Origin of the sequence: Aeromonas bestiarum (assembly GCF_000819745.1) — a bacterium.
Classification (GTDB): Bacteria; Pseudomonadota; Gammaproteobacteria; order Enterobacterales; family Aeromonadaceae; genus Aeromonas; species Aeromonas bestiarum.
In genome coordinates, this window is the sequence record NZ_CDDA01000038.1 from 109,747 (window position 1) to 130,141 (window position 20,395).

Annotated in this window: 14 protein-coding genes; 8 read left to right on the forward strand and 6 right to left on the reverse strand. The window is 63.6% G+C overall.

From position 1 onward, the window contains the following. A complete protein-coding gene (locus BN1118_RS19830; protein WP_043140950.1) occupies positions 1 to 1,344 on the reverse strand; it encodes an anaerobic C4-dicarboxylate transporter in 1,344 nt (447 codons plus the stop codon). Between the two features lie 377 nt (positions 1,345 to 1,721). Continuing rightward, entirely contained in the window at positions 1,722 to 3,122 is a 1,401-nt protein-coding gene (asnS, locus tag BN1118_RS19835) for an asparagine--tRNA ligase (protein WP_043557632.1), read from the reverse strand. A gap of 188 nt (positions 3,123 to 3,310) precedes the next feature. Here asnS and BN1118_RS19840 point away from each other — a divergent pair, with 188 nt between their 5' ends. Beyond that, the gene (locus BN1118_RS19840) at positions 3,311 to 3,655 is read left to right on the forward strand and encodes a hypothetical protein (protein ID WP_043557633.1); all 345 of its coding nucleotides are present in this window, start codon (positions 3,311 to 3,313) and stop codon (positions 3,653 to 3,655) included. Here BN1118_RS19840 and BN1118_RS19845 read toward each other — a convergent pair. Together BN1118_RS19845 and bioA are read right to left on the reverse strand one after the other, a co-directional pair. Beyond that, complete coding sequence (locus BN1118_RS19845; protein WP_043557634.1) at positions 3,652 to 4,467, reverse strand: HAMP domain-containing protein; 816 nt, start codon at positions 4,465 to 4,467, stop codon at positions 3,652 to 3,654. The genes BN1118_RS19840 and BN1118_RS19845 overlap by 4 nt on opposite strands. 135 nt (positions 4,468 to 4,602) lie before the next feature. After that, complete coding sequence (gene bioA, locus BN1118_RS19850; RefSeq protein WP_043140942.1) at positions 4,603 to 5,877, reverse strand: adenosylmethionine--8-amino-7-oxononanoate transaminase; 1,275 nt, start codon at positions 5,875 to 5,877, stop codon at positions 4,603 to 4,605. Between the two features lie 189 nt (positions 5,878 to 6,066). On the opposite strand from bioA, the gene bioB reads away from it, so the two are divergent. The 5 genes from bioB to htpX all read left to right on the forward strand — a co-directional run bounded on the left by bioB (position 6,067) and on the right by htpX (position 10,941). Then, positions 6,067 to 7,155, forward strand: coding sequence for a biotin synthase BioB (bioB, locus tag BN1118_RS19855; protein WP_043557635.1), 1,089 nt, complete (start codon positions 6,067 to 6,069; stop codon positions 7,153 to 7,155). Then, entirely contained in the window at positions 7,152 to 8,369 is a 1,218-nt protein-coding gene (gene bioF, locus BN1118_RS19860) for an 8-amino-7-oxononanoate synthase (protein ID WP_052449219.1), read from the forward strand. Before bioB ends, bioF begins: the two co-directional genes overlap by 4 nt. After that, positions 8,362 to 9,162, forward strand: a complete 801-nt coding sequence (bioC, locus tag BN1118_RS19865) for a malonyl-ACP O-methyltransferase BioC (RefSeq protein WP_043557649.1) — start codon at positions 8,362 to 8,364, stop codon at positions 9,160 to 9,162. The genes bioF and bioC overlap by 8 nt, the downstream gene beginning before the upstream one ends. A gap of 113 nt (positions 9,163 to 9,275) precedes the next feature. Next, a complete protein-coding gene (gene bioD / locus BN1118_RS19870) occupies positions 9,276 to 9,956 on the forward strand; it encodes a dethiobiotin synthase (protein WP_043140934.1) in 681 nt (226 codons plus the stop codon). A gap of 112 nt (positions 9,957 to 10,068) precedes the next feature. Further along, positions 10,069 to 10,941, forward strand: a complete 873-nt coding sequence (gene htpX / locus BN1118_RS19875; protein WP_042651327.1) for a protease HtpX — start codon at positions 10,069 to 10,071, stop codon at positions 10,939 to 10,941. A gap of 74 nt (positions 10,942 to 11,015) precedes the next feature. Here the strand turns inward: htpX and BN1118_RS19880 are convergent, their stop codons facing one another. Then, positions 11,016 to 12,728 carry a methyl-accepting chemotaxis protein gene (locus BN1118_RS19880; RefSeq protein ID WP_043557636.1) on the reverse strand — a complete coding sequence of 571 codons (1,713 nt, stop codon included), beginning with the start codon at positions 12,726 to 12,728 and terminating at the stop codon, positions 11,016 to 11,018. A gap of 186 nt (positions 12,729 to 12,914) precedes the next feature. Further along, complete coding sequence (locus tag BN1118_RS19885; RefSeq protein WP_043557637.1) at positions 12,915 to 14,723, reverse strand: MOSC N-terminal beta barrel domain-containing protein; 1,809 nt, start codon at positions 14,721 to 14,723, stop codon at positions 12,915 to 12,917. A gap of 391 nt (positions 14,724 to 15,114) precedes the next feature. Between BN1118_RS19885 and BN1118_RS19890 the strand changes: the two genes are divergently transcribed. Together BN1118_RS19890 and nifJ are read left to right on the forward strand one after the other, a co-directional pair. Next, positions 15,115 to 16,761: an NAD(P)-binding protein gene (locus BN1118_RS19890; RefSeq protein ID WP_043557638.1), complete on the forward strand. Its 1,647-nt coding sequence runs from the start codon at positions 15,115 to 15,117 to the stop codon at positions 16,759 to 16,761. Then, the gene (gene nifJ, locus BN1118_RS19895) at positions 16,758 to 20,333 is read left to right on the forward strand and encodes a pyruvate:ferredoxin (flavodoxin) oxidoreductase (protein WP_043557639.1); all 3,576 of its coding nucleotides are present in this window, start codon (positions 16,758 to 16,760) and stop codon (positions 20,331 to 20,333) included. Before BN1118_RS19890 ends, nifJ begins: the two co-directional genes overlap by 4 nt. Positions 20,334 to 20,395 lie beyond the last annotated feature (62 nt).

Below are 20,395 nucleotides of genomic sequence, written 5' to 3' on the forward strand. Positions count from 1 at the left end.
TTAGAGCAGAATGGTGGTCAGCACATACCCCAGGGCGCAGGAGCTGCTGACCCCGATCAGCCCCGGAATGATGAAGCTGTGGTTGATGATGAACTTGCCGATGCGGGTGGTGCCGGAGCGGTCGAAACCGATACAGGCCAGATCGCTCGGGTAGGTCGGCAGCACGAAGTAGCCATAGCTCGCCGGCAGGAAGGCGATCAGCAGTTTCGGTTCCACCCCCAGCGCCAGACCCATGGGGGCGATGGCGGTGAGGGCGGCGGCCTGGCTGTTCACCAGCTTGGAGATAAGGAAGAGCACCAGGGCGTAGGTCCAGGGCTGGGCCTGTACCACGTGAGCCAGGGTTTCTTTCAGCAGCGGCATGTGAGCCTGGAAGAAGGTCTCACTCATCCATGCAACCCCGAACACGGAGAAGATGGCGACCATGCCGGCCTTGAACACGGGGCCGTTGGAGATCTCGCCCGGCTTGACCTTGCAGCGCATCAGAATGATGGCGCCGGCGATCAGCATCATCATCTGGATCACCAGGTTCATGGAGAGCGGGCCCGTCTTGTCCTTGATGGTGAACACGGGGCGCAGCCCTTCGTTGGCACCGAGCAAGACCACGGCGGCGATGGCGGCGAAGAAGATCCAGGTCGACCAGTAGGCCTCTTTCGGGAACTTGGTGTTGAGCAGGGTTTCACCACCGCCATAGACGAAGGTGCGCTGTTCCGGATCCTTGATCTTGGCCTGGAACTCCTCGTCTTGGTCCAGATCCTTGCCGCGGCGCAGGCTCCACAGGGCCGCCATGATCACGCCGGTCAGGGAGGAGGGGATGGCGATCATCAGGATGTCGAGCAGGCCGTAAGCCTGACCTATGCCATGACCGGCCGCCAGGATGGAGACCATGGAGACCACGGCCACCGAGACCGGGGAGGCACAGATCGCCATCTGGGAGGCAACGGACGCCACCGCCATGGGGCGCTCCGGGCGGATGTTCTTCTGCAGCGCTATGTCGGCGATGATGGGGAACATGGTGTAGACCACGTGGCCGGTGCCGCACAGGAAGGTGAGGGTCCAGGTAGTGAGCGGTGCCAGGATTGTGATGTATTGGGGGTGGCGGCGCAGCAGGCGCTCGGCAATCTGCATCATCAGGTTGAGGCCGCCCGCAGTCTGCAGGGTGGCGGCGCAGCCGATCACGGCGAGTATGGTCAGCATCACCTGTACCGGCGGTTCACCCGGGGTCAGGCCGAACACGAAGGTCAGCAGGAACAGACCTATGCCGCTGATGAGACCCAGTCCCATGCCCCCAAACCGGGTACCCAGCAGCAAGCAGCCGAGCACCACAAAAAATTCCATCAAGATCATTCCATTACCTCGCGTGATTTAATCCATGTCAGTGTTGTGTTGGGTTCATGGACCGGGATTGTCTGTTTTTTATTTAGCCCTAAAGGGTTAGTGGGTATTGTGCCCTCCTAAAAGGGGTAAAAATTTGAGGTACTTCAATAACTCATCGCTTTTTGATTTAACTGCATAAAAACCACGTATTAACATCATTGTTATTTGTTGTGCCAATAAACGGCACCGTACGGGGCTCTATGTGCTGCAGGGGGTGAGGGGAGTGGCAGGTGGGCTGTGGGGGAGTGGAGTGGGTGATTAATTGTGGTGGTCTGCAGGGCGGAATGGCGCTGCCCGAATAACAAAAAGCCGACCCCGGGGTCGGCTTTGTCGGCAAGTGGTAGTAATCAGAACTCGGCGGTACGCGGGGTACGCGGGAAGGGGATGACGTCGCGGACGTTGCCCATACCGGTCACATAGACCACCAGACGCTCGAAACCGAGGCCGAAACCGGCGTGCGGGACTGTGCCGAAGCGGCGCAGATCGCGATACCACCAGTAATCTTCCTTGTTCAGACCCATCTCGGCCATGCGCTGATCGAGTACTTCGAGGCGCTCTTCACGCTGGGCACCGCCGATGATCTCGCCGATCCCCGGGGCCAGTACGTCCATGGCGGCAACGGTTTTGCCGTCATCGTTGAGACGCATGTAGAAGGCCTTGATGTCTTTCGGGTAGTTCTTCACCACCACAGGAGACTTGAAGTGCTCCTCGGCCAGATAGCGCTCGTGCTCGGAGGACAAGTCGATGCCCCAGGAGACAGGGAACTCGAAGGTCTTGCCACAGTTTTTCAGCACTTCGATGGCATCTGTGTAGTCGATCTGGGCGAAGTCGGAGGAGACGAAGCGTTCCAGACGACCGATGGCATCCTTGTCGACGTGCTGGGCAAAGAACTCCAGATCGTCGCGGCGCTCACTCAGCACGGCGTTGAAGACGTATTTGAGCATGGCTTCGGCCAGGGCGGCGTTATCGTCCAGGTTGGCGAAGGCAATTTCCGGCTCAACCATCCAGAACTCGGCCAGATGGCGGCTGGTGTTGGAGTTTTCGGCGCGGAAGGTGGGCCCGAAGGTGTAGACCTTGGAGAGGGCACAGGCGTAGGTTTCGACGTTGAGCTGACCGGACACGGTCAGGAAGGTCTCCTTGCCGAAGAAGTCCTTGTCGTAATCGACCTTGCCGGCGTCGGTGCGCGGCAGGTTTTCCAGATCCAGGGTGGAGACGCGGAACATCTCGCCGGCACCTTCGGTGTCAGAGGCGGTGATGAGCGGAGCCGCAATCCACAGGTAACCCTCTTCATGGAAGAAGCGGTGGATGGCCTGGGCCAGGCAGTTGCGCACCCGGGTCACGGCACCGACTATGTTGGTACGCGGACGCAGGTGGGCCTGTTCACGCAGGTACTCTATGCTGTGGCGCTTGGCGGCCATGGGGTAGGTGTCCGGATCTTCGACCCAGCCTACGACCTTGACGTCGGTGGCTTGCAGTTCGAAAGCCTGACCGTTGCCCTGGGAGGCGGCAACCACACCGGTGACTTCCACGGAGCAAGCTGTGGTCAGACGCAGCACTTCATTCTCATAATTGGCCAGGGTATTGGGGACAACCGCCTGTACCGGATGGAAACAGGAGCCATCGGATACGGCCAAAAATGAGATCCCCGCCTTGGAATCACGGCGAGTCCGGATCCACCCTTTGACTGTCTGGGTGGTGCCAACCGCATATTTACCGGTCAGCACATCTACTACGGATGCGTGCGTCATCGAAATATTGTCTCCAGCTTGTTCTTGCAGCGCTATGGGTCTTGCCCGGGCATTGATAGACCCATCATGGCAGACTAAGCCGTCAATCTTACCCGCGCGGGTTTGATAAACAAGCAAAAATGTCGGACTCTGGAGGGGTTTTGTGTCCGGATCACTTCATGACCGGGCCACTTGGGTGAGGGATGGGCATGAAAGAGCGGCGACATGGACCTGACCGGCTGACCCGGGTGCTGCAGGGCTTGGTGATCCTCTGCTGGGGCGGCTTCATCGCCTTGCTCTCCCTCTATCACTTCGCGCGGCCACAGACGGCCTACGGTTTTCTGGTCTATGGCGGGGTCAAGGTGCGCCAGAGCTGGGATCCCGTGCTGACTCCCTGGCTGGTGCACGGGCTTTGGGGTTGCTCTGTGCTGACCCTGGTGGTCTTGCTGTTCGAGCGGCAACGTTGCCGTCGTCGGGAGGATGTCGGCCTGGTGCATCTGGCCATCTTGTTGCTGATCCTCATCGCCAGCCTGCTGTTCTACTACAGGGGCTAATCTTGCTTTTTCTCGTCCCTCTCCGGGCGAGGTGCGGGGCGCTTGCCCAGCTGGCGCTCCACGCTGTCGAGCATCTGGTTGTAGGCCAGCGCGACCCGACCTATCTCGTCCCCTTCATCCCCTTCCAGTCGATGACCGAAGTCGTGCAGATCGGTGGCCTCTTCCATGGAGCGGGTCAGCTGGTTGAGGGGGCGCACTATCCAGGTGCGGATGACCCAGAGGGTCAGCAGCAGACCCAGCCCGAAGATGACGGTGAGGCTCAGCGCCGAGGTGAGAATGTTTTGCTCGACCCGGGTAAAGAGGGTATCGAGGGAGTAGTCAAAGCGCACCGCCCCCAGCACGGTATTTTCCGCCACCTGATGGCAGCTGGTGCAGTCGGTGCCGCGAAAATCCTTCTTGGCCAGCAGCGGCCGGGTTACCACCAGCTTGCTGTGCATGCCGTCGTGCACCACCTCCAGGCTGCCTTTGCCCGCCAGCGCCAGCTCGTCGAATCTGTCTTTGGGCTGCTCGCTCTCGTGGCCGATCCCGTACTGCTTGCTCACCGACTCGCCGCGCACTATGCGGGCATCCTCCACGTGGGCGTGATCGAGAAACTTGCTGCGCAGGGTGTCGCGGGCATCCATCTTGCCGGTCAGCATCAGCATGTTGAGACCGTCGAAATAGGCCTCTGTCTGCTCGCGACTCTGCTCCTTGATCAGGGTCAGGATGAGGTCGCGCTCGCGCACCGCCTGATAGGCAGCGGAGAAGACCAGCACCATGGAGAAGATGAACAGCAGGAAGAAGTTGATTTTGGCAGCAATGGAGAGGCGCATGGGAAAGGTACGTCTGTTGGGTAAAACCCGCGCAGTCTACTCGCCCCGGCGGTCCGGGTCTGGTGCCTCGCTCACATTCTGATGAAAAAGAGTCAAAAGGCCCTGCATTCTCATGCAGGGCCTGTTCATTCAGGCTCAGAATTCGCCGCTGGCGATGGCCTCATTGATGGCGCCAGTCAATACCCTCAGCTCCTCGGAGGTGATGACGAAGGGAGGCATCAGGTAGACAAGCTTGCCAAACGGCCGGATCCAGGCCCCAAGCGATACGAACTTGCGCTGGATGCGCGCCACGTCCACCCGTTCCTTCATCTCCACCACGCCGATGGCGCCGAGCACCCGCACATCGGCCACCGCCGGGTTGAGGGTCAGTTCCACCAGCTCGGTACGCAGCTGGTGTTCGATGGCCTGCACCCGTTCCTGCCACGGGGAGGCCAGCAGCAGATCGATGGAGGCGTTGGCGACCGCACATGCCAATGGGTTGCCCATGAAGGTGGGGCCGTGCATAAAGACGCCGGCCTTGCCGTCGCAGATGGTGCGGGCAACCTGCTCGGTAGTCAGGGTCGCCGAGAGCGTCAGGTAGCCGCCGGTGAGCGCCTTGCCCAGACACATGATGTCGGGGCTGATCCCCGCCCAGTCACAGGCAAACAGCTGGCCGGTGCGACCAAAGCCGGTGGCGATCTCGTCGGCAATCAAGAGCACGCCGAACTCGTCGCACAGGGCGCGCACCCACTGCAGGTAGCGGGGATGGTAGAAGCGCATGCCGCCGGCCCCCTGCACTATGGGCTCGAGTATGATGGCCGCGATCTCCTGGTGGTGGTCAGCCATGAGCGTGGCCAGCTCCACCACGCTCTGCTCGTCCCACTCGGCGTGGAAGCGGCAGCTCGGTGCCGGGGCGAAATGGTGCTCCGGCAGGAAGCCTTTATAGAGCTCGTGCATGCCGCCATCCGGGTCGCAGACGCTCATGGCGCCGAAGGTGTCGCCGTGATAACCGCCGCGCAGGGTGAGGAACTTGGCTCTGGGGGTGCCCCTGGCGTGCCAGTACTGCTGGGCCATCTTGAGCGCCACCTCCACCGCCACCGAGCCGGAATCGGCAAGGAAGACTCTGTCCAGGCCGGCCGGGGTGATCTCCACCAGCTTGCGACACAGCTCGACGGCCGGGGCATGGGTCAGGCCGCCGAACATCACGTGGGACATCTTGCCGAGCTGGGCGGTGGCGGCCGCGTCCAGTTCCGGCACCTGATAGCCGTGGACGCAGGCCCACCAGGAGCTCATGCCATCCACCAGTTCGCGGCCATCGCTGAGGGTGATTTTTACCCCTTTGGCGCTGGCCACTTCATAGCAGGGCAGGGGGTGGGTGAGGGAGGTATAGGGGTGCCAGACGTGGTGCAGGTCGAATTCTTGATTGGTCATTATGTGTTCTGTTGTCAATTGGTTTGATCTGGTCGGTGTTGACAGTCTACGCGCGCTCTCTACACTAGCCAACAATTTCAGCCACTTGGCTCTGCCCATTGAGAAGGTGCAGGCACAGCGGCGGTTTCTGTGTTCGCTCATCCGGGATGGCCGGCGCAGGATCCCACTTATAACAATCGGAAGCCATGTATGAATGCTCTCACCCTGGGCGGCCACGCCCTTCGCCACGACTGGACCCTGTCCGAGGTTCAGGCCCTTTTTGCCCTGCCATTCAACGATCTGCTGTTCCAGGCCCAGACGGTACACCGTGCCCATTTCGATCCCAACGAGGTGCAGGTGAGCACCCTGCTCTCCATCAAGACAGGCGCCTGCCCGGAGGATTGCAAGTATTGCCCCCAGAGCGCCCGCTATCACACCGGGCTCGAGACAGAGCGGCTGATGGAGGTGGAGAAGGTGCTGGAACGGGCCCGCGAGGCCAGGGCCAACGGTTCGTCCCGCTTCTGCATGGGGGCCGCCTGGCGCAACCCCAAGGAGCGGGACATGCCCTATATCCTGCGGATGATCGAGGAGGTGCGCGGGCTCGGCATGGAGACCTGCATGACCCTAGGGATGTTGACCGCCGATCAGGCCGCCCGTCTCGGCGCGGCGGGCCTTGACTACTACAACCACAACCTCGACACCTCGCCGGAGTTCTACGGCGAGATCATCTCCACCCGCACCTATCAGGACAGGCTGGATACCCTGGAGCATGTGCGCGGCGCCGGCATGAAGGTCTGCTCCGGTGGCATCGTCGGCATGGGGGAGCAGGCGAAAGACCGGGCGGGCCTCTTGATGGCGCTGGCCAACCTGCCGCGCCACCCGGAGAGCGTGCCCATCAACATGCTGGTCAAGGTGAAGGGGACGCCGCTGGAAAACGAAGAGAACCTCGACTCGTTCGAATTTATCCGCACCATAGCCGTGGCGCGCATCATGATGCCCACCTCCCATGTGCGCCTCTCGGCCGGGCGGGAGAAGATGAACGAGCAGATGCAGGCCATGTGCTTTATGGCAGGGGCCAACTCCATCTTCTACGGCTGCAAGCTGCTGACCACGCCGAACCCCGACGAGAACAGCGACATGCAGCTGTTCAAGCGGCTCGGCATCCGCCCCGCCCAGCGGGCCCTGAAGCCGGACCAGGTACAAGAAGAGGAGCTGCTGGCCGAGGTGAGTCGCCAGAGCGAGCCGGATGAGATGTTTTACGATGCCACCCGTCCCCGTGCAGGCGTAGCGCGTCCATGAAGAGCCCAGTGGTAACGGGTCCCTTTGGGTTGGGCGCTGCGCTGGCCGGGCGCGAGCAGGCCGCCTTGCTGCGCCGCCGCACTGCCACAGATGGCCGCACGGGAGCCAGGCTGGTGGTCGATGGGCGCGACTACCTCAACCTCTCCGCCAACGACTATCTGGGGCTGGCGGATCACCCCGCCATCAAGGCCGCCTTCAAGGAGGGGATTGACCGCTATGGAACGGGCTCAGGCGCCTCGCCGCTGGTGACCGGTTACAGCCGCGCCCACCAACAGTTGGAAGAGACGCTTGCCGACTGGTTGGGGGTGGAGGCTGTGCTGCTGTTCAACTGCGGTTTTTCGGCCAATCAGGCGGTGCTCAAGGCCCTGCTCGGCAAGGATCACTTGCTGTGGCAAGACAAACTCAACCACGCCTCCTTGCAGGAGATGGGCAGCCAGCTGCCCTGCAAGATGAAGCGTTTCGGCCACAACGATATGGCCGCTCTCGGGCGTCAACTCGAACCAAATCGGGGCTTGATCGTCTCGGAAGGGGTGTTCAGCATGGACGGGGATCAGGCCCCCTGGCGCGAGCTTGCGGCATTGGCCGCCCGGAGCGGCAACTGGCTGATGATCGACGATGCCCACGGTCTCGGCGTGCTGGGGTCAGAGGGGCGCGGCACCCTGGAGGCGCAAGGAGTTGATCCCGCTTGCGTCCACATCCAGATGGGCACCTTTGGCAAGGCGCTCGGGGTGGCCGGGGCCTTTGTCGGCGGCAGCCGCGAGCTGGTGGACTATCTGGTCAACTTCGCCCGTCACTACGTCTACAGCACCCATATGCCCGCCGCCCAGGCTTGCGCCGTGAGCAAAAGCATCGAACTGGTGCGCGGCGCCGACGGCGCCCGAGTCCGCTTGCAGCAGCTGATAGCCCGCTTTCGGCAGGGCGCCGCCGCCCTTGGCTGGCAGCTTGGGGCGAGCGACACTCCCATACAACCGCTGCTGGTAGGGGAGAGCGCGGCTGCCTTGCAACTGGCACAGCGGTTGCGGGATAGCGGCGTCTGGGTCAGCGCCATTCGCCCGCCCACTGTGCCGGCGGGCACGGCGCGGCTGCGCATCACCCTGAGCGCGGCCCACAGTGAACAGGATGTGGATCGCCTGCTCTATGCCCTCGGCCCTTGCACCCTGTTGGCCAGCGGGGATCTGGATGCCGCAGACCCGAGAGGTGCTCGCCATGCATGAGCGTTTCCAGTCGGTCGACAAGGCCCAGCTCGCCCGCCGCTTCGGGGCGGCCGCCCGCCACTATGACGCCCACGCCAGCTTCCAGCAGGAGGTGGGGCTGGCGCTGCTCGAGCGGATGCCGGACAGGCAGGTTGGCCTTGAGCCGACGGTGAGCGGGCTGGATCTGGGTTGCGGCACAGGTTTCTTCCTGCCGCACCTGGCGGGCCGTTGTCACCGGCTGCACGGGCTGGATCTCGCCCCCGGCATGCTGGCGCAGGCGGCCCTGCGCGGCAGTGGCGCTCAACTGGTGTGCGGCGATGCGGAGCAGTTGCCCTTTGCCGATCAGAGTCTGGACTGGGTCTTCTCCAGCCTGGCCTTGCAGTGGTGCGAGCGTCCGGCGCAGGCCTTTGCCGAGCTGCATCGGGTGCTCAAACCCGGCGGCCGGCTGTTGTTCTCGACCCTGCTCTCGGATTCGCTCTGGCAATTGCGTGAGGCCTGGCGCACGGTTGACGACAGTCCCCATGTCAATCGCTTCCTCAGCCTGCCACAATTGCAGGATGCCATGGCCGCAGGGGGCTTCACTGCTCCTCGCCTCGAGAGCCTGACCTGGTCGCTCGTCTATCCCGAACTGAGCGGTCTGCTGCGCGATCTCAAGGGGATAGGGGCCAGCCAGATCAATGATGAGCGCCAGCCCGGCCTCAGCAGCCGGCAGCGCTTGCAGCGCCTGAGCCTGGCCTATGAAGCCCATCGTCAGCCGGACGGCAGGCTGACCGCCAGCTACCAGGTCTGTCTGGGGCAAGCGAGCCGCCGATAAACCGGTCCGAGGTTGAGCAGGCGGTGGATCTGCCGCTCGACCTGAAAGAGTTGATACGCAGGTGATCTGTCCCCACATGCGGATAGGCACCTGATTTGCGTTGAGGAGTCATCATGGTTAAATCCTTCTTTATCACCGGCACAGATACCGATGTGGGCAAGACGCTGGTCGCCCGCACCCTGTTGCTGGAATTTGCCGCCCACGGCATCCAGTGCGCCGGTTACAAACCGGTCTCCGCCGGTTGTGCCCGCACCCCGGATGGGCTGCGCAACCTGGACGCCGTGCTGTTGCAGGAGGCCGCGAGCCTGCCTCTGCCCTACGATCTGGTCAATCCGTTCGCCTTTGAACCGCCCATCGCGCCCCATATCGCCGCCAGCGAGGCCCGTGAGGCCATCACGCTGACGGGCTTGTCCGATGGCTTGCGCCAGATTGAGCAGGCGGGCGCCGAGCTCATCGTCGTGGAGGGGGCCGGGGGCTGGTTTTTGCCGCTGGATCGCAAGCACCTGCTGTCGGACTGGGTCAAGCAGGAGAACATGCCGGTGATCATGGTGGTGGGGGCCAAGCTGGGTTGCCTCAACCATGCGCTGCTCACCTTCGCCGCCATTCGCAATGACAACCTGCCGGTGGCGGGCTGGGTCATCAATCGGCTGCACGGCTCCATGAGTCACTACCAGGAGAACCTGGACACCTTGCGGGGCTTGCTGCCCGCCCCGTTTTTGGGTGAAATACCCTTTGTAAACAATCCGCTCGAGGCCGATCTGCGCGGGCGTCTCGACATTTCGCCCCTGCTCTGAGGCCGACATTCAGCGAACATTCATCGAATCTATCTATTATGTGGGCAGGTGTGGTCCCGGCCGGCAGTGACGCTGTGCGGGGCCACGCATCCATATCTCACAAGGAGTCAATATGAAGCGAATTATGCTATTCCTGGTGACCAACCTGGCCGTCATGCTGGTGCTGGGGGTGGTACTCAATATCCTGTTCTCGGTTCTGGGGATCAACAAGTCCAGCATTTCCGGTCTGTTGGTGTTCTGTGCCGTGTTCGGTTTTGGGGGTTCCTTTATCTCCTTGCTGATGTCCAAGTGGATGGCCAAGCGCAGCTATGGCGTCCAGGTCATCGAGCAACCCCGCAACGAGACCGAGCACTGGCTGGTCAGTACCGTGGCTCGTCAGGCCCGTGAAGCGGGCATCAAGATGCCGGAAGTGGGGATCTACGACTCCCCCGAGATGAATGCGTTCGCCACCGGTGCCCGCCGCGATGACTCGCTGGTTGCCGTCTCCTCCGGCCTGCTCTACAGCATGAGCCGGGACGAGGCGGAGGCCGTGCTGGCCCACGAGGTGAGCCACGTGGCCAACGGCGATATGGTGACCCTGACCCTGATCCAGGGGGTGGTGAACACCTTCGTGATGTTCTTCGCCCGTATCGTGGCCGGCGTCATCAGCAACTTCTTCAGCTCCAACAACAGCGAAGAGAGCAGCAGCTCCGGTGGCTTTGCCTACATGATCACCGTCTTCGTGCTGGAGATGCTGTTCGGCGTGCTGGCTTCCATGATCGTCATGTGGTTCAGCCGTCAGCGTGAGTTTCGCGCCGACGCCGGCGCCGCCAAGCTGGCCGGCCGCGACAAGATGATTGCCGCGCTGCAGCGCCTCTCCCGCGGTGCCGAGCCGCAGATGGAAGGTGCCATGATGGCCTTTGGCATCAACGGCAAGCGCTCCGTGAGCGAGCTGTTCATGAGCCACCCGCCCATCGAGCAGCGCATCGCCGCCCTGCGCGGTTGAGTGTGATGCCAGGGTGACACACCCGCATAAAAAACGGCTGCCTTTGGGCAGCCGTTTTGCTTTGTGCCATAGGATCACAGCTTGAAGTGGCCCATCTCCTGGCGCAGCAGCCGTGACAGCTGCTTGAGCTTGGCCGCCTCCTGGGAGACGTGACGGGCCGCGTCCCCCGACTGCTCTGAGAGGGAGGTGATGTTGCCGACGGTGGAGACCACCTCGTTGGCAGCGGTGGATTGCTCGCGCAGGGTGTGGCTTATCTCCCCCATCAGGCCGGTCAGGTTGGAGGCATGGCTCTTGATGCTGGCGATGGCCTCGCCCGTCTGGTTGGCCAGGCTCACCCCGCGGGAGACGTTGTTGACCGTGTTCTCCATGCTGCGGATGGAGGCATCCGCCCCGCTCTGGATCTTGCTGATCATGCCGGTGATCTGCTGGGTCGAGGCCGCCGAGCGGCTGGCGAGATTGCGCACCTCGTCGGCCACCACGGCGAAGCCGCGCCCCTGCTCACCGGCCCGCGCCGCCTCTATGGCCGCGTTGAGGGCCAGCAGGTTGGTCTGATCGGCGATGCCGCGGATCACCTCTATGATGTCCGAGATCTGCTGGGTGTGGCTGTTGAGCTCGGAGAGGCTGCTGGCCGCGTTGGATACGGTGTCCGAGATGCTCTGTATGCTGTCCAGGGTCTGCTTGATGACGCCGGATCCCTCTTCCAGGGTATTGGCGGAAACCTTGCTCAACTCGTCGGCATGGGTGGCGTTGTCGGAGAGGTGGCTGATGCTCACCACCAGCTCCTCGATGGCCGCCGCCATGGTCTGGGTGCTGGTTTGCTGGGAGGTGGCAAACTGGGCGGTCTGCTCCGCTATCTGGGCTATGCTGTCGGCCGATCCAGACAGCTCCTCGGTGGAGTGGGAGACCTGGGCAATGATCCCCTTGAGGGTGGACTGCATGGTGGCCAGCAGGCCGATCAGGCTCTCCTTGGCGCCGCTCGGCACATGGATCTGGCGCGAGAAATCCCCCTGCGCCAGGCTGCCGAGATCGCTCCTGAGCTGGCTGACCGAGGTGCCGACCAGATCGAGCAGGGCCTTGTAGGTGCGCCACAGGAAGAACATCAACACCAGACCCAGGGCGATGAAGAGGTAACGCAGCATGGAGGACTGGCTGGTGGCGTCGTCCACCGCCTGCTGGGTACGGTTCTCCATCATGACGTAGAAGTCATCTATGGGGGACATGATGCGTCCCTTGTTCTGGTGATAGGCCTTGTCATGCATCATGGCGATGGCTTTTTGCTGGTTGGCGGCCTGATCACCATCCGTCTGCTGCACCAGCTTGAAGGCCGCCACCTCTGTGTTGACCAGGGCATCCGAGTTGTTCTTGGCCTCGTTGAGCTTGGCCAGCTCCCCGTCGGTGAAGCCGGCGTCCTTCATCAGATCGATGAGGCCGCGGCGAAGATTGCCGTCGGGCCTCGGATTCTGGCCGTTGGCGGCGACGAAGTCCCAGTAGATGCGGTTGTAGCCCTGTGGCCGGTTCTGTTCACCGTTGCGAATGGCCAGGATCCGCATGTATTGCTGTTCGTAGGCGGGATCCTTGGTGATCACATAGGTGCGACCGAGCCGGGTCAGATCGTCGGAGGATTGCCGCAGTTCATCGGCCAGCAGATAGGATTGGTAGCGTTGCTGATAACTCTGTTCGAGTCGCGTCCCTGACCAGCTGTAGGCAAAAAATACCAGCGACAGCAGGATCAGGGTGACAACGGAGAGCAGGAGGTTGAACTGAAAGGTGGGTCTGTTCTGTTCCATGGTTTGAGCGTCCTTATTCTCACCAGAGCAACCCCCTTTGTCACACGGCGAAGGCCGGTACTTCTGTGGGGTTTTATTGTTGTTGCTGTGAGTATAGGAGCCGGGCTCGGCAAGTTTGGCGGGCAGCGCCGAGAAAAGGGGGAGGGCCGGGATGCATGGATGACGCCATGCTCCCGGCCCCTTGGATTATCGCGGCCCGATCACCAGATCGGTCAGCGGCACGGCGCAGCAGGTGAGGATCTTGCCCTCGGCGCGCTCGGCGGCCGTGATGGCCGGGGCATCCGGGTGATCCACCTCTCCCGAGACCAGGGTCTGCTTGCAACTGCCGCAGATGCCGGCGCGGCAGCTCCAGGGCAGCTCCACTCCCTGCTTGTGGGCCTGATCCAGCACGGTTCCCTGATTGTTGCCGGCAAAGGCCTGTTCACCTATGCGCAGCCGTATCGCCTTGTGGGGGCGCGCCACCGAGAGGATGGCGCCGCCGAAGCTCTCCTGCCGGATCTGGCTGGCGGGCACGCCAAGGGCGGTCAGTCTGGCCGCCGCATCGGCCATAAAGCCGTGAGGACCGCACAGGAACACCTCCCGCTGGTGCAGCCCCTTGATCTGGGCCAGATGGGTATCGCAGAGTCGCCCTTTCAGCCCCTGCCAGTGGCCATCGGGCTGGCTCAGGATCAGGGTGAGCGCCATCCCCTGCTGCGCCATGGCGTAGAGCTCGGCGGCGGCCGGGATGTCGGCCTCGCTGCGACACAGGTGCATGAAGTGAACGTCGCCAAGCTCCCCGCGCAGGGCCAGGGTGCGGGCGATGGCGAGCATGGGGGTGACACCTGAGCCGGCCGAGAGCAGCAACAGCGAGCGCTCTGTGCCGAGGTGGAACTCGCCAGCCGGGGCGGATGCCAGCAGGGTATCACCCACCCGCAGTTGCTGGTGCAACCAGGGAGAGATGCGCCCCTCACCGAGGCGCTTGACGCTGATGCTGTAGCGATCCGGCAGATCCGGGCTTGAGCTCAGGGTATAGCGCCGCTGCAGCCGCTCACCCTTGAGGTCGAGGCTGATGGGCAGGTGCTGTCCCGGCAGGTAGTCGGGCAGGGGTTCGCCATCGGCCGCTTCAAACCAGAAGGTTTCCAGATCCCGTGCCAGCGGCTCGCGGGCCACGCACACTAGCGCCCGCTTCTTCGGCGCCGCGTTGGGGTAGACCCGGGGACGGGTCGTCTCCAGCACCTCTATCTCGCTGCCTGCCTCAATCCAGCCCTCGTTGAGGGCCACCAGATTCTGGCCGAAATAGACATCCCCATCCTCGCCCCGGCGATAGCGGGTGAGGGTGGCGAGCGGTTCCTTGAGGGCATTGAAGCGATCCGTGCCCGCTTCCACCGTGGTCATGATGCAGCGGCTGCAGGGCTTGTCGACCCGAAACTCCACCTCGCCGATGCGGATGCGCACCCAGCTGTCCTCCTCGAACGGACGGGTGCCGCTCGCCACCAGGTTGGTGCGAAACTGGCTCATCTGGTGCAGGGCATCGGAGCGCAGGTTGAGATCATCGAGCGAGCTCTGGCTGATCAACAGCAGCGGATAACCGTCGGCAAAGCTGACCCGGGTGCCTGTCTTCTCCCGAAAGCGGTCTGATGTTTCGCCAAGCCAGAGCAGCTGCACCGGCTCCCTCGTCACCTGGCTCAGCCAGTGATCGGCCCGGGGCTGGGTCTGCAGGGCAGTGAAGCTGTCGCCCCAGACCCCTGTGGTCTTGGGCGTGCGGGAAAAATCCTGCTCTCGCAGTGTGAGTGGCTCAAGACCCGGATAGCGCAACTGCAGGCCGCCGGCCATGGGGGTGGCCACTACCTGTTGCAACTGGGGATGGGTGCGGGCCGTGATGAAGCTGCCGTCCGGCTTGACCACCATGTAGCGGCGATCCCCCAGCAGGCCCTCTTCGGTCACCCGGGCACGGGCCAGTGGCATGCCTGCCGTCGATTTGATGGGGTAGAGATGAATGCTGTCGAGTGTTGGCATGTCCGAGTCCTTGTGCAGTGGCCTGTGCAGATGAAGAGGAGGCAAGATAACGGTTCCCGCCCTGTGCAGCAATCCTTGCATGGTTGCCGCCCTGTGCCGTCCTCATATGGCGATCCGGCGCCGACCGCCTCGGTTGGATAAGTCGGTCAACGCCATCTCGTGTGCAATTGGGCAAGATGTTACAGGGGTCACGTTCCGCGCTCCAGACCCCATAAAGTGCAACATTTTTTGATCCTGATCCGCCATTCAGTACAAAAATCAGTCCACTATCGAGTCAGCTTCCAGTTTCTAACGCTTTCGCTTCTTCCCCCTCCGGCCACCGTCTGCCCAAGCAAAACGGTATCAAGCGCCATCGGATGGGGCCTGTCACACAAAAAGAAGAAAGCAATGTATGAGCAAACAACTGGATATGACCCCACAGCCGGATCTCTCCCAGAAAACGGGAACAGGCCCGGTCCGTACTCGGCTACCCGTTTGGCGGCCGGCCCTGCCACCTTGCAACCACGCCTGCCCGGCCGGCGAGAACATCCAGGCCTGGCTTGCCCTGGCCGAAGCGGGCCACTTTGAAGCGGCCTGGCAACGACTTATCGAAGAAAATCCCCTGCCTGCGGTCCACGGGCGGGTCTGTTATCACCCCTGCGAGAGCGCCTGCAACCGCGCCCAGGTGGATGACGCCGTCTCCATTCACGCCATCGAACGCTTCCTCGGCGACGAGGCGCTGGCCCGTGGCTGGCAGCCTGCGCCGCCTGCACCCGCCAGCGGCAAGAAGGTGCTGATCGTCGGCGCCGGCCCGTCCGGTTTGTCCTGTGCCTGGCACCTCAACCGGCTCGGCCATCAGGTGGAGATCCGCGAGGCGGGGCCGCTGGCCGGCGGCATGCTGCGCTTTGGCATTCCTGCTTACCGCTTGCCCCGCGACGTGCTGGACAGGGAGGTGGCCCGCATCCTGGCCGCCGGCGTCACCCTCACCCTCAATCACAAGGTGGAGGACGTGCTCAAGGCGCGTGACGAGGGGGGCTTTGATGCCGTCTTCATGGCCATAGGCGCCCATCTGGCCAAGCGGGTCGATATTCCGGCCCGGGAGGCGGGCAAGATCCTCGATGCAGTGAGCTTCCTCGAGCAGGCCAGCCTGGCCGAGGAGCAGGGTCTGCCGCCCCCCAAACTGGGACGCAGGGTGGCTATCTATGGCGGCGGCAACACCGCCATGGATGCGGCTCGCACCGCCCGTCGCCTCGGGGTGGAGGAGGCGATGATCATCTACCGGCGCGACCGGGATCACATGCCGGCCCACGCCTTCGAGGCCCTTGAGGCCGAGGAGGAGGGGATCAAGATCAACTGGCTGCGCAGCATTCGCCAGCTCGACAACACCAGCATTGAAGTGGAGGTGATGGCGCTGGATGAGCAGGGCAAGCCTGTGCCCACCGGCAAGTTTGAAACACTCGAAGCAGACTCCCTCATCCTGGCGCTCGGTCAGGAGGTGGACTTGAGCGTGTTGGAGAGCATCCCCGGCGTGCGGGTCAGCCAGGAGGGGGTGGTGCAGGTGGCAGACAACCTCATGACAGACGTGCCGGGCCTCTTTGCCGGCGGCGACATGGTGCCCTCGGAGCGCACAGTCACCATAGCCACCGGCCACGGCAAGAAGGCGGCGCGCCACATGGATGCCTGGCTGCGCGGTCGCCACTACCACAAACCGCTCTCCTACCCGCTGGTGGGGCCTGAGCAGCTGCAGCTCTGGTTCCAGACCCATGCGCCCGCCAGCAGTCAGCCGGTCAAACCGGCGTGGGCGCGGGACGACTTTGGCGAGATCATAGGTGGGCTGGACGAGACGGCGGCCCGCTACGAGGCGGCGCGCTGCTATTCCTGCGGCAATTGCTTCGAGTGCGACGGCTGCTACGGCAGCTGCCCCGAGCAGGCCATCGAGAAGCTGGGGCCGGGCCACGGCTATCGGGTGGATGCGGATCGCTGCACCGGCTGCGGTGCCTGTCACGATCAATGCCCCTGCCACGCCATCGAGTTGCGCCAACCGGAGGAGTCCCAATGAAACATGAACTGATCATGGTCGATGGCAACGAAGCCGCGGCCCGGGTGGCGTACCAGCTGAGCGAAGTGTGCGCCATCTATCCCATCACCCCCTCCTCGACCATGGCCGAGCTGGCTGACGCTTGGGCGGACGAGGGGCAGACCAACCTCTGGGGCAACATCCCCACAGTCGTGGAGATGCAGAGCGAAGGGGGGGCGGCCGGGACTGTGCACGGCGCCCTGCAGGCGGGGGCGCTCGCCACCACCTTCACCGCCAGTCAGGGGCTGATGCTGATGCTGCCCAACATGTACAAGATCGCCGGGGAATTGACCGCTGCTGTGTTCCATGTGGCGGCCAGATCGCTGGCGGCGCAGGGGCTCTCGATTTTTGGCGACCATCAGGACGTGATGGCGGCGCGCAGCACCGGCTTTGCCATGCTCGCCTCCGGCTCTGTGCAGGAGGCGCAGGACTTGGCCTTGGTTGCCCACAGCGTCACCCTGCAGTGCCGGGTGCCCTTCATCCACTTCTTCGACGGCTTTCGCACCTCCCACGAGGTGAACAAGATCACGGCCCTGCATAGGGACGAGATCCGCGCCCTCATCGACAACGACTGGGTGCGGGCCCACAGGGCCAGGGCGCTCAACCCGGATCACCCCGTGATGCGCGGCACCGCCCAGAACCCCGATACCTACTTCCAGTCCCGCGAGAGCGTCAACCCCTTCTACGAGGCGGTGCCGGCACGGGTGCAGCAGTGCATGGACAAGCTGGGATCCCTCACCGGCCGCCACTACCGGCTGGTGGAGTACCACGGTGCCCCGGATGCCACTGACGTCATCTTGCTGATGGGCTCGGGAGCGGCCACCGCCCGTACCACGGTCGACTGGCTCAACCGGCAGGATCGCAAGACAGGAGTCCTGGTGGTGCGCCTCTATCGCCCCTTCCCGGTGCAGGCGTTGCTCGATGCCCTGCCCGCCAGCGTGCGCCGCCTGGCTGTGCTGGATCGCACCAAGGAGCCGGGCGCCGGCGGCGAGCCGCTGCTGCTGGATGTGCAGAGCGCCCTCATCGACGGCTTGCAGCGCGGCCTTCTCAAGCGACTGCCCTGGCTCAGTGGCGGCCGCTATGGCCTCTCCTCCAAGGAGTTCACCCCCGCCATGTGCGCCGCCGTGTTCGAGGAGCTGGCATCCGATGCGCCGCGCCCGCGTTTCACCGTGGGGATTGTCGATGACGTCTCGGGCCTCAGTCTGGCCTGGCACCCCATCGGCGATCTGGAGCCCGCCAGCCGGGTGCGGGCGCTCTTCTTCGGCCTGGGCGCCGACGGCACGGTCGGCGCCAACAAGAACAGCATCAAGATCATCGGCGAGCTGGAGGGCTTCCACGCCCAGGGCTACTTCGTCTACGACTCCAAGAAGTCGGGCTCGCGCACTGTCTCCCACCTGCGCTTTGGCCCCGAGCCCATAGACGCGCCCTGGCTCATCGAGCAGGCGAGCTTCATCGGCTGCCACCAGTGGAGCTTTGTCGAGTCGGTGGACTTGCTGGAGCACGCCGCCGAGGGGGCCATACTGCTGCTCAACGCCCCCTGTGAGGCAAGCCAAGTCTGGGCCCGCCTGCCCGAGCGGCTGCGGGCCCGCATCCGCGCCCTCAACATCCAGCTCTACTGCATCGACGGGGATCGGGTGGCCGAGCAAAACGGCATGGGCAATCGCATCAACACCATAATGCAGACCTGCTTCTTCGCGCTGGCCGGAGTACTGCCGCGGGACGAGGCCATTGCGCTGATCAAGGAGAGCATAGAGAAGAGCTATGCCCGCAAGGGGCCAGAGGTGGTGGCGCGCAACTTCGCGGCGGTGGACGATACCCTGGCTCACCTCTGCAAGGTGGCGATCCCGGCCGGTGATGAGCCGATCAGCGACTATCCGCTGCCACTGGCCCCCGGCGGCAGCGAGTTTGTCCAGCGGGTGACCGGCGAGATGCTGGCGGGGCGCGGCGATCTCATCCCCGTCTCCATGTTGCCGGTGGATGGCACTTACCCCACAGCCACCAGTCGCTTCGAGAAGCGGGATATCGCCCGCGAGATCCCGATTTGGCATTCGGATATCTGCATCCAGTGCGGCAACTGCGTCTTCGTCTGCCCCCATGCGGCGCTGCGGGCCAAGTTCTATCACCAGGACTGGCTGGCCACCGCCCCTGAGGCGGCCCAGTCGGTGCCCGTCACCGCCAGGGGTTTCCCCGACAGCCGCTACACCCTGCAGCTCTATCCGGAGGATTGCACCGGCTGCGGCCAGTGCGTGCAGGCCTGTCCGGTGCGGGCTGGAGCGGATGAAAGTCATGAGGGCGAGCGTGCCATCGCCATGATGGACAAGGCGCCGCACCTCGCTGGCCAGAAACAGGCGCTGCGCTGGTTCGAGAGCCTGCCCTGGCCTGCCCGCGAGCGGGTGGATTTTTCCACGGTGCGCGGCGCCCAGTTCCTGGAGCCCCTGTTCGAGTTTTCCGGCGCCTGCGCGGGCTGTGGCGAGACCCCTTATCTGAAGCTGCTGACCCAGCTGTTTGGCGATCGCATGCTGGTGGCCAACGCCACCGGCTGCTCCTCCATCTATGGCGGCAACCTGCCGACCACCCCCTGGGCCAAGAACGGCGAAGGCAAGGGACCGGCCTGGTCCAACTCCTTGTTCGAGGACAACGCCGAGTTCGGCTTTGGCTTCCGCCTCACCGCCGATCAGCATCACGGTCAGGCGGTGGCCGCCCTCAAGGCGATGAAGGGGGAGCTTGGCGCAGAGCTGGTCGAGTCGCTTGTCAGCGCCCCGCAGCGGCTGGAGTCACAGATCCGCGCCCAGCGGGGCAGGGTGGCCCAAGTGCGCGAACGACTGGAGGAGGTGAACTCGGGGCAAGCCCGCGAGCTGCTGTCCCTCATCGATCAACTGGTGCGTCGCTCGGTCTGGATCGTCGGCGGCGATGGCTGGGCCTATGACATAGGCTCGGCGGGGCTCGATCACGTGCTCGCCTCCGGGCGGGATGTGAACGTGCTGGTGATGGATACCGAGGTCTACTCCAACACCGGCGGCCAGATGTCGAAATCGACGCCGCTCGGTGCCGTCGCCAAGTTCGCTGCGGGGGGCAAGACGCTCGCCAAGAAGGATGTAGCGCTGCAGGCCATCTCCTATGGCAATGTCTATGTCGCCCGCATCGCCTTTGGCGCCAATCCGCAGCAGACGCTGCAAGCGTTGCGCGAAGCTGAGGCCTATCCGGGCCCGTCCCTCATCATCGCCTACAGCCACTGCATCGCCCACGGCATCGACATGGAGCTGGGGCTGACCCAGCAGAAACGGGCGGTGGACTCGGGCCATTGGCCGCTGCTGCGCTACAACCCGGTATTGCGCCACGCGGGGCAGAACCCCTTCAGCCTCGACAGCCTGCGCCCTTCGATTCCGCTCGCCGAGTACAGGGCAGAGGAAAACCGCTACCGGGTGCTGGCCCAGAGTCATCCTGAAGAAGCCGAGCGGCTGATGCAGGTGGCGCAAAAAGTGGCCTGGCAGAAGTGGGCCACCTACGAGGAGATGGCGACCCGGGAGGCCAGCGCCTTCCATCCTCCCGTCTGAGCCGGATCCTGAATGACGAAGCGGGCCTGTCGGCCCGCTTTTTTTAGGCTATGTCCCAATTA

Bases quoted from the DNA above. Each gene is read 5' to 3' on its own strand.
- BN1118_RS19830 (WP_043140950.1), bottom strand. From the start codon at position 1,344: ATGATCTTGATGGAATTTTTTGTGGTGCTCGGCTGCTTGCTGCTGGGT.
- asnS (WP_043557632.1), bottom strand. From the start codon at position 3,122: ATGACGCACGCATCCGTAGTAGATGTGCTGACCGGTAAATATGCGGTT.
- BN1118_RS19840 (WP_043557633.1), top strand. From the start codon at position 3,311: ATGAAAGAGCGGCGACATGGACCTGACCGGCTGACCCGGGTGCTGCAG.
- BN1118_RS19845 (WP_043557634.1), bottom strand. From the start codon at position 4,467: ATGCGCCTCTCCATTGCTGCCAAAATCAACTTCTTCCTGCTGTTCATC.
- bioA (WP_043140942.1), bottom strand. From the start codon at position 5,877: ATGACCAATCAAGAATTCGACCTGCACCACGTCTGGCACCCCTATACC.
- bioB (WP_043557635.1), top strand. From the start codon at position 6,067: ATGAATGCTCTCACCCTGGGCGGCCACGCCCTTCGCCACGACTGGACC.
- bioF (WP_052449219.1), top strand. From the start codon at position 7,152: ATGAAGAGCCCAGTGGTAACGGGTCCCTTTGGGTTGGGCGCTGCGCTG.
- bioC (WP_043557649.1), top strand. From the start codon at position 8,362: ATGCATGAGCGTTTCCAGTCGGTCGACAAGGCCCAGCTCGCCCGCCGC.
- bioD (WP_043140934.1), top strand. From the start codon at position 9,276: ATGGTTAAATCCTTCTTTATCACCGGCACAGATACCGATGTGGGCAAG.
- htpX (WP_042651327.1), top strand. From the start codon at position 10,069: ATGAAGCGAATTATGCTATTCCTGGTGACCAACCTGGCCGTCATGCTG.
- BN1118_RS19880 (WP_043557636.1), bottom strand. From the start codon at position 12,728: ATGGAACAGAACAGACCCACCTTTCAGTTCAACCTCCTGCTCTCCGTT.
- BN1118_RS19885 (WP_043557637.1), bottom strand. From the start codon at position 14,723: ATGCCAACACTCGACAGCATTCATCTCTACCCCATCAAATCGACGGCA.
- BN1118_RS19890 (WP_043557638.1), top strand. From the start codon at position 15,115: ATGAGCAAACAACTGGATATGACCCCACAGCCGGATCTCTCCCAGAAA.
- nifJ (WP_043557639.1), top strand. From the start codon at position 16,758: ATGAAACATGAACTGATCATGGTCGATGGCAACGAAGCCGCGGCCCGG.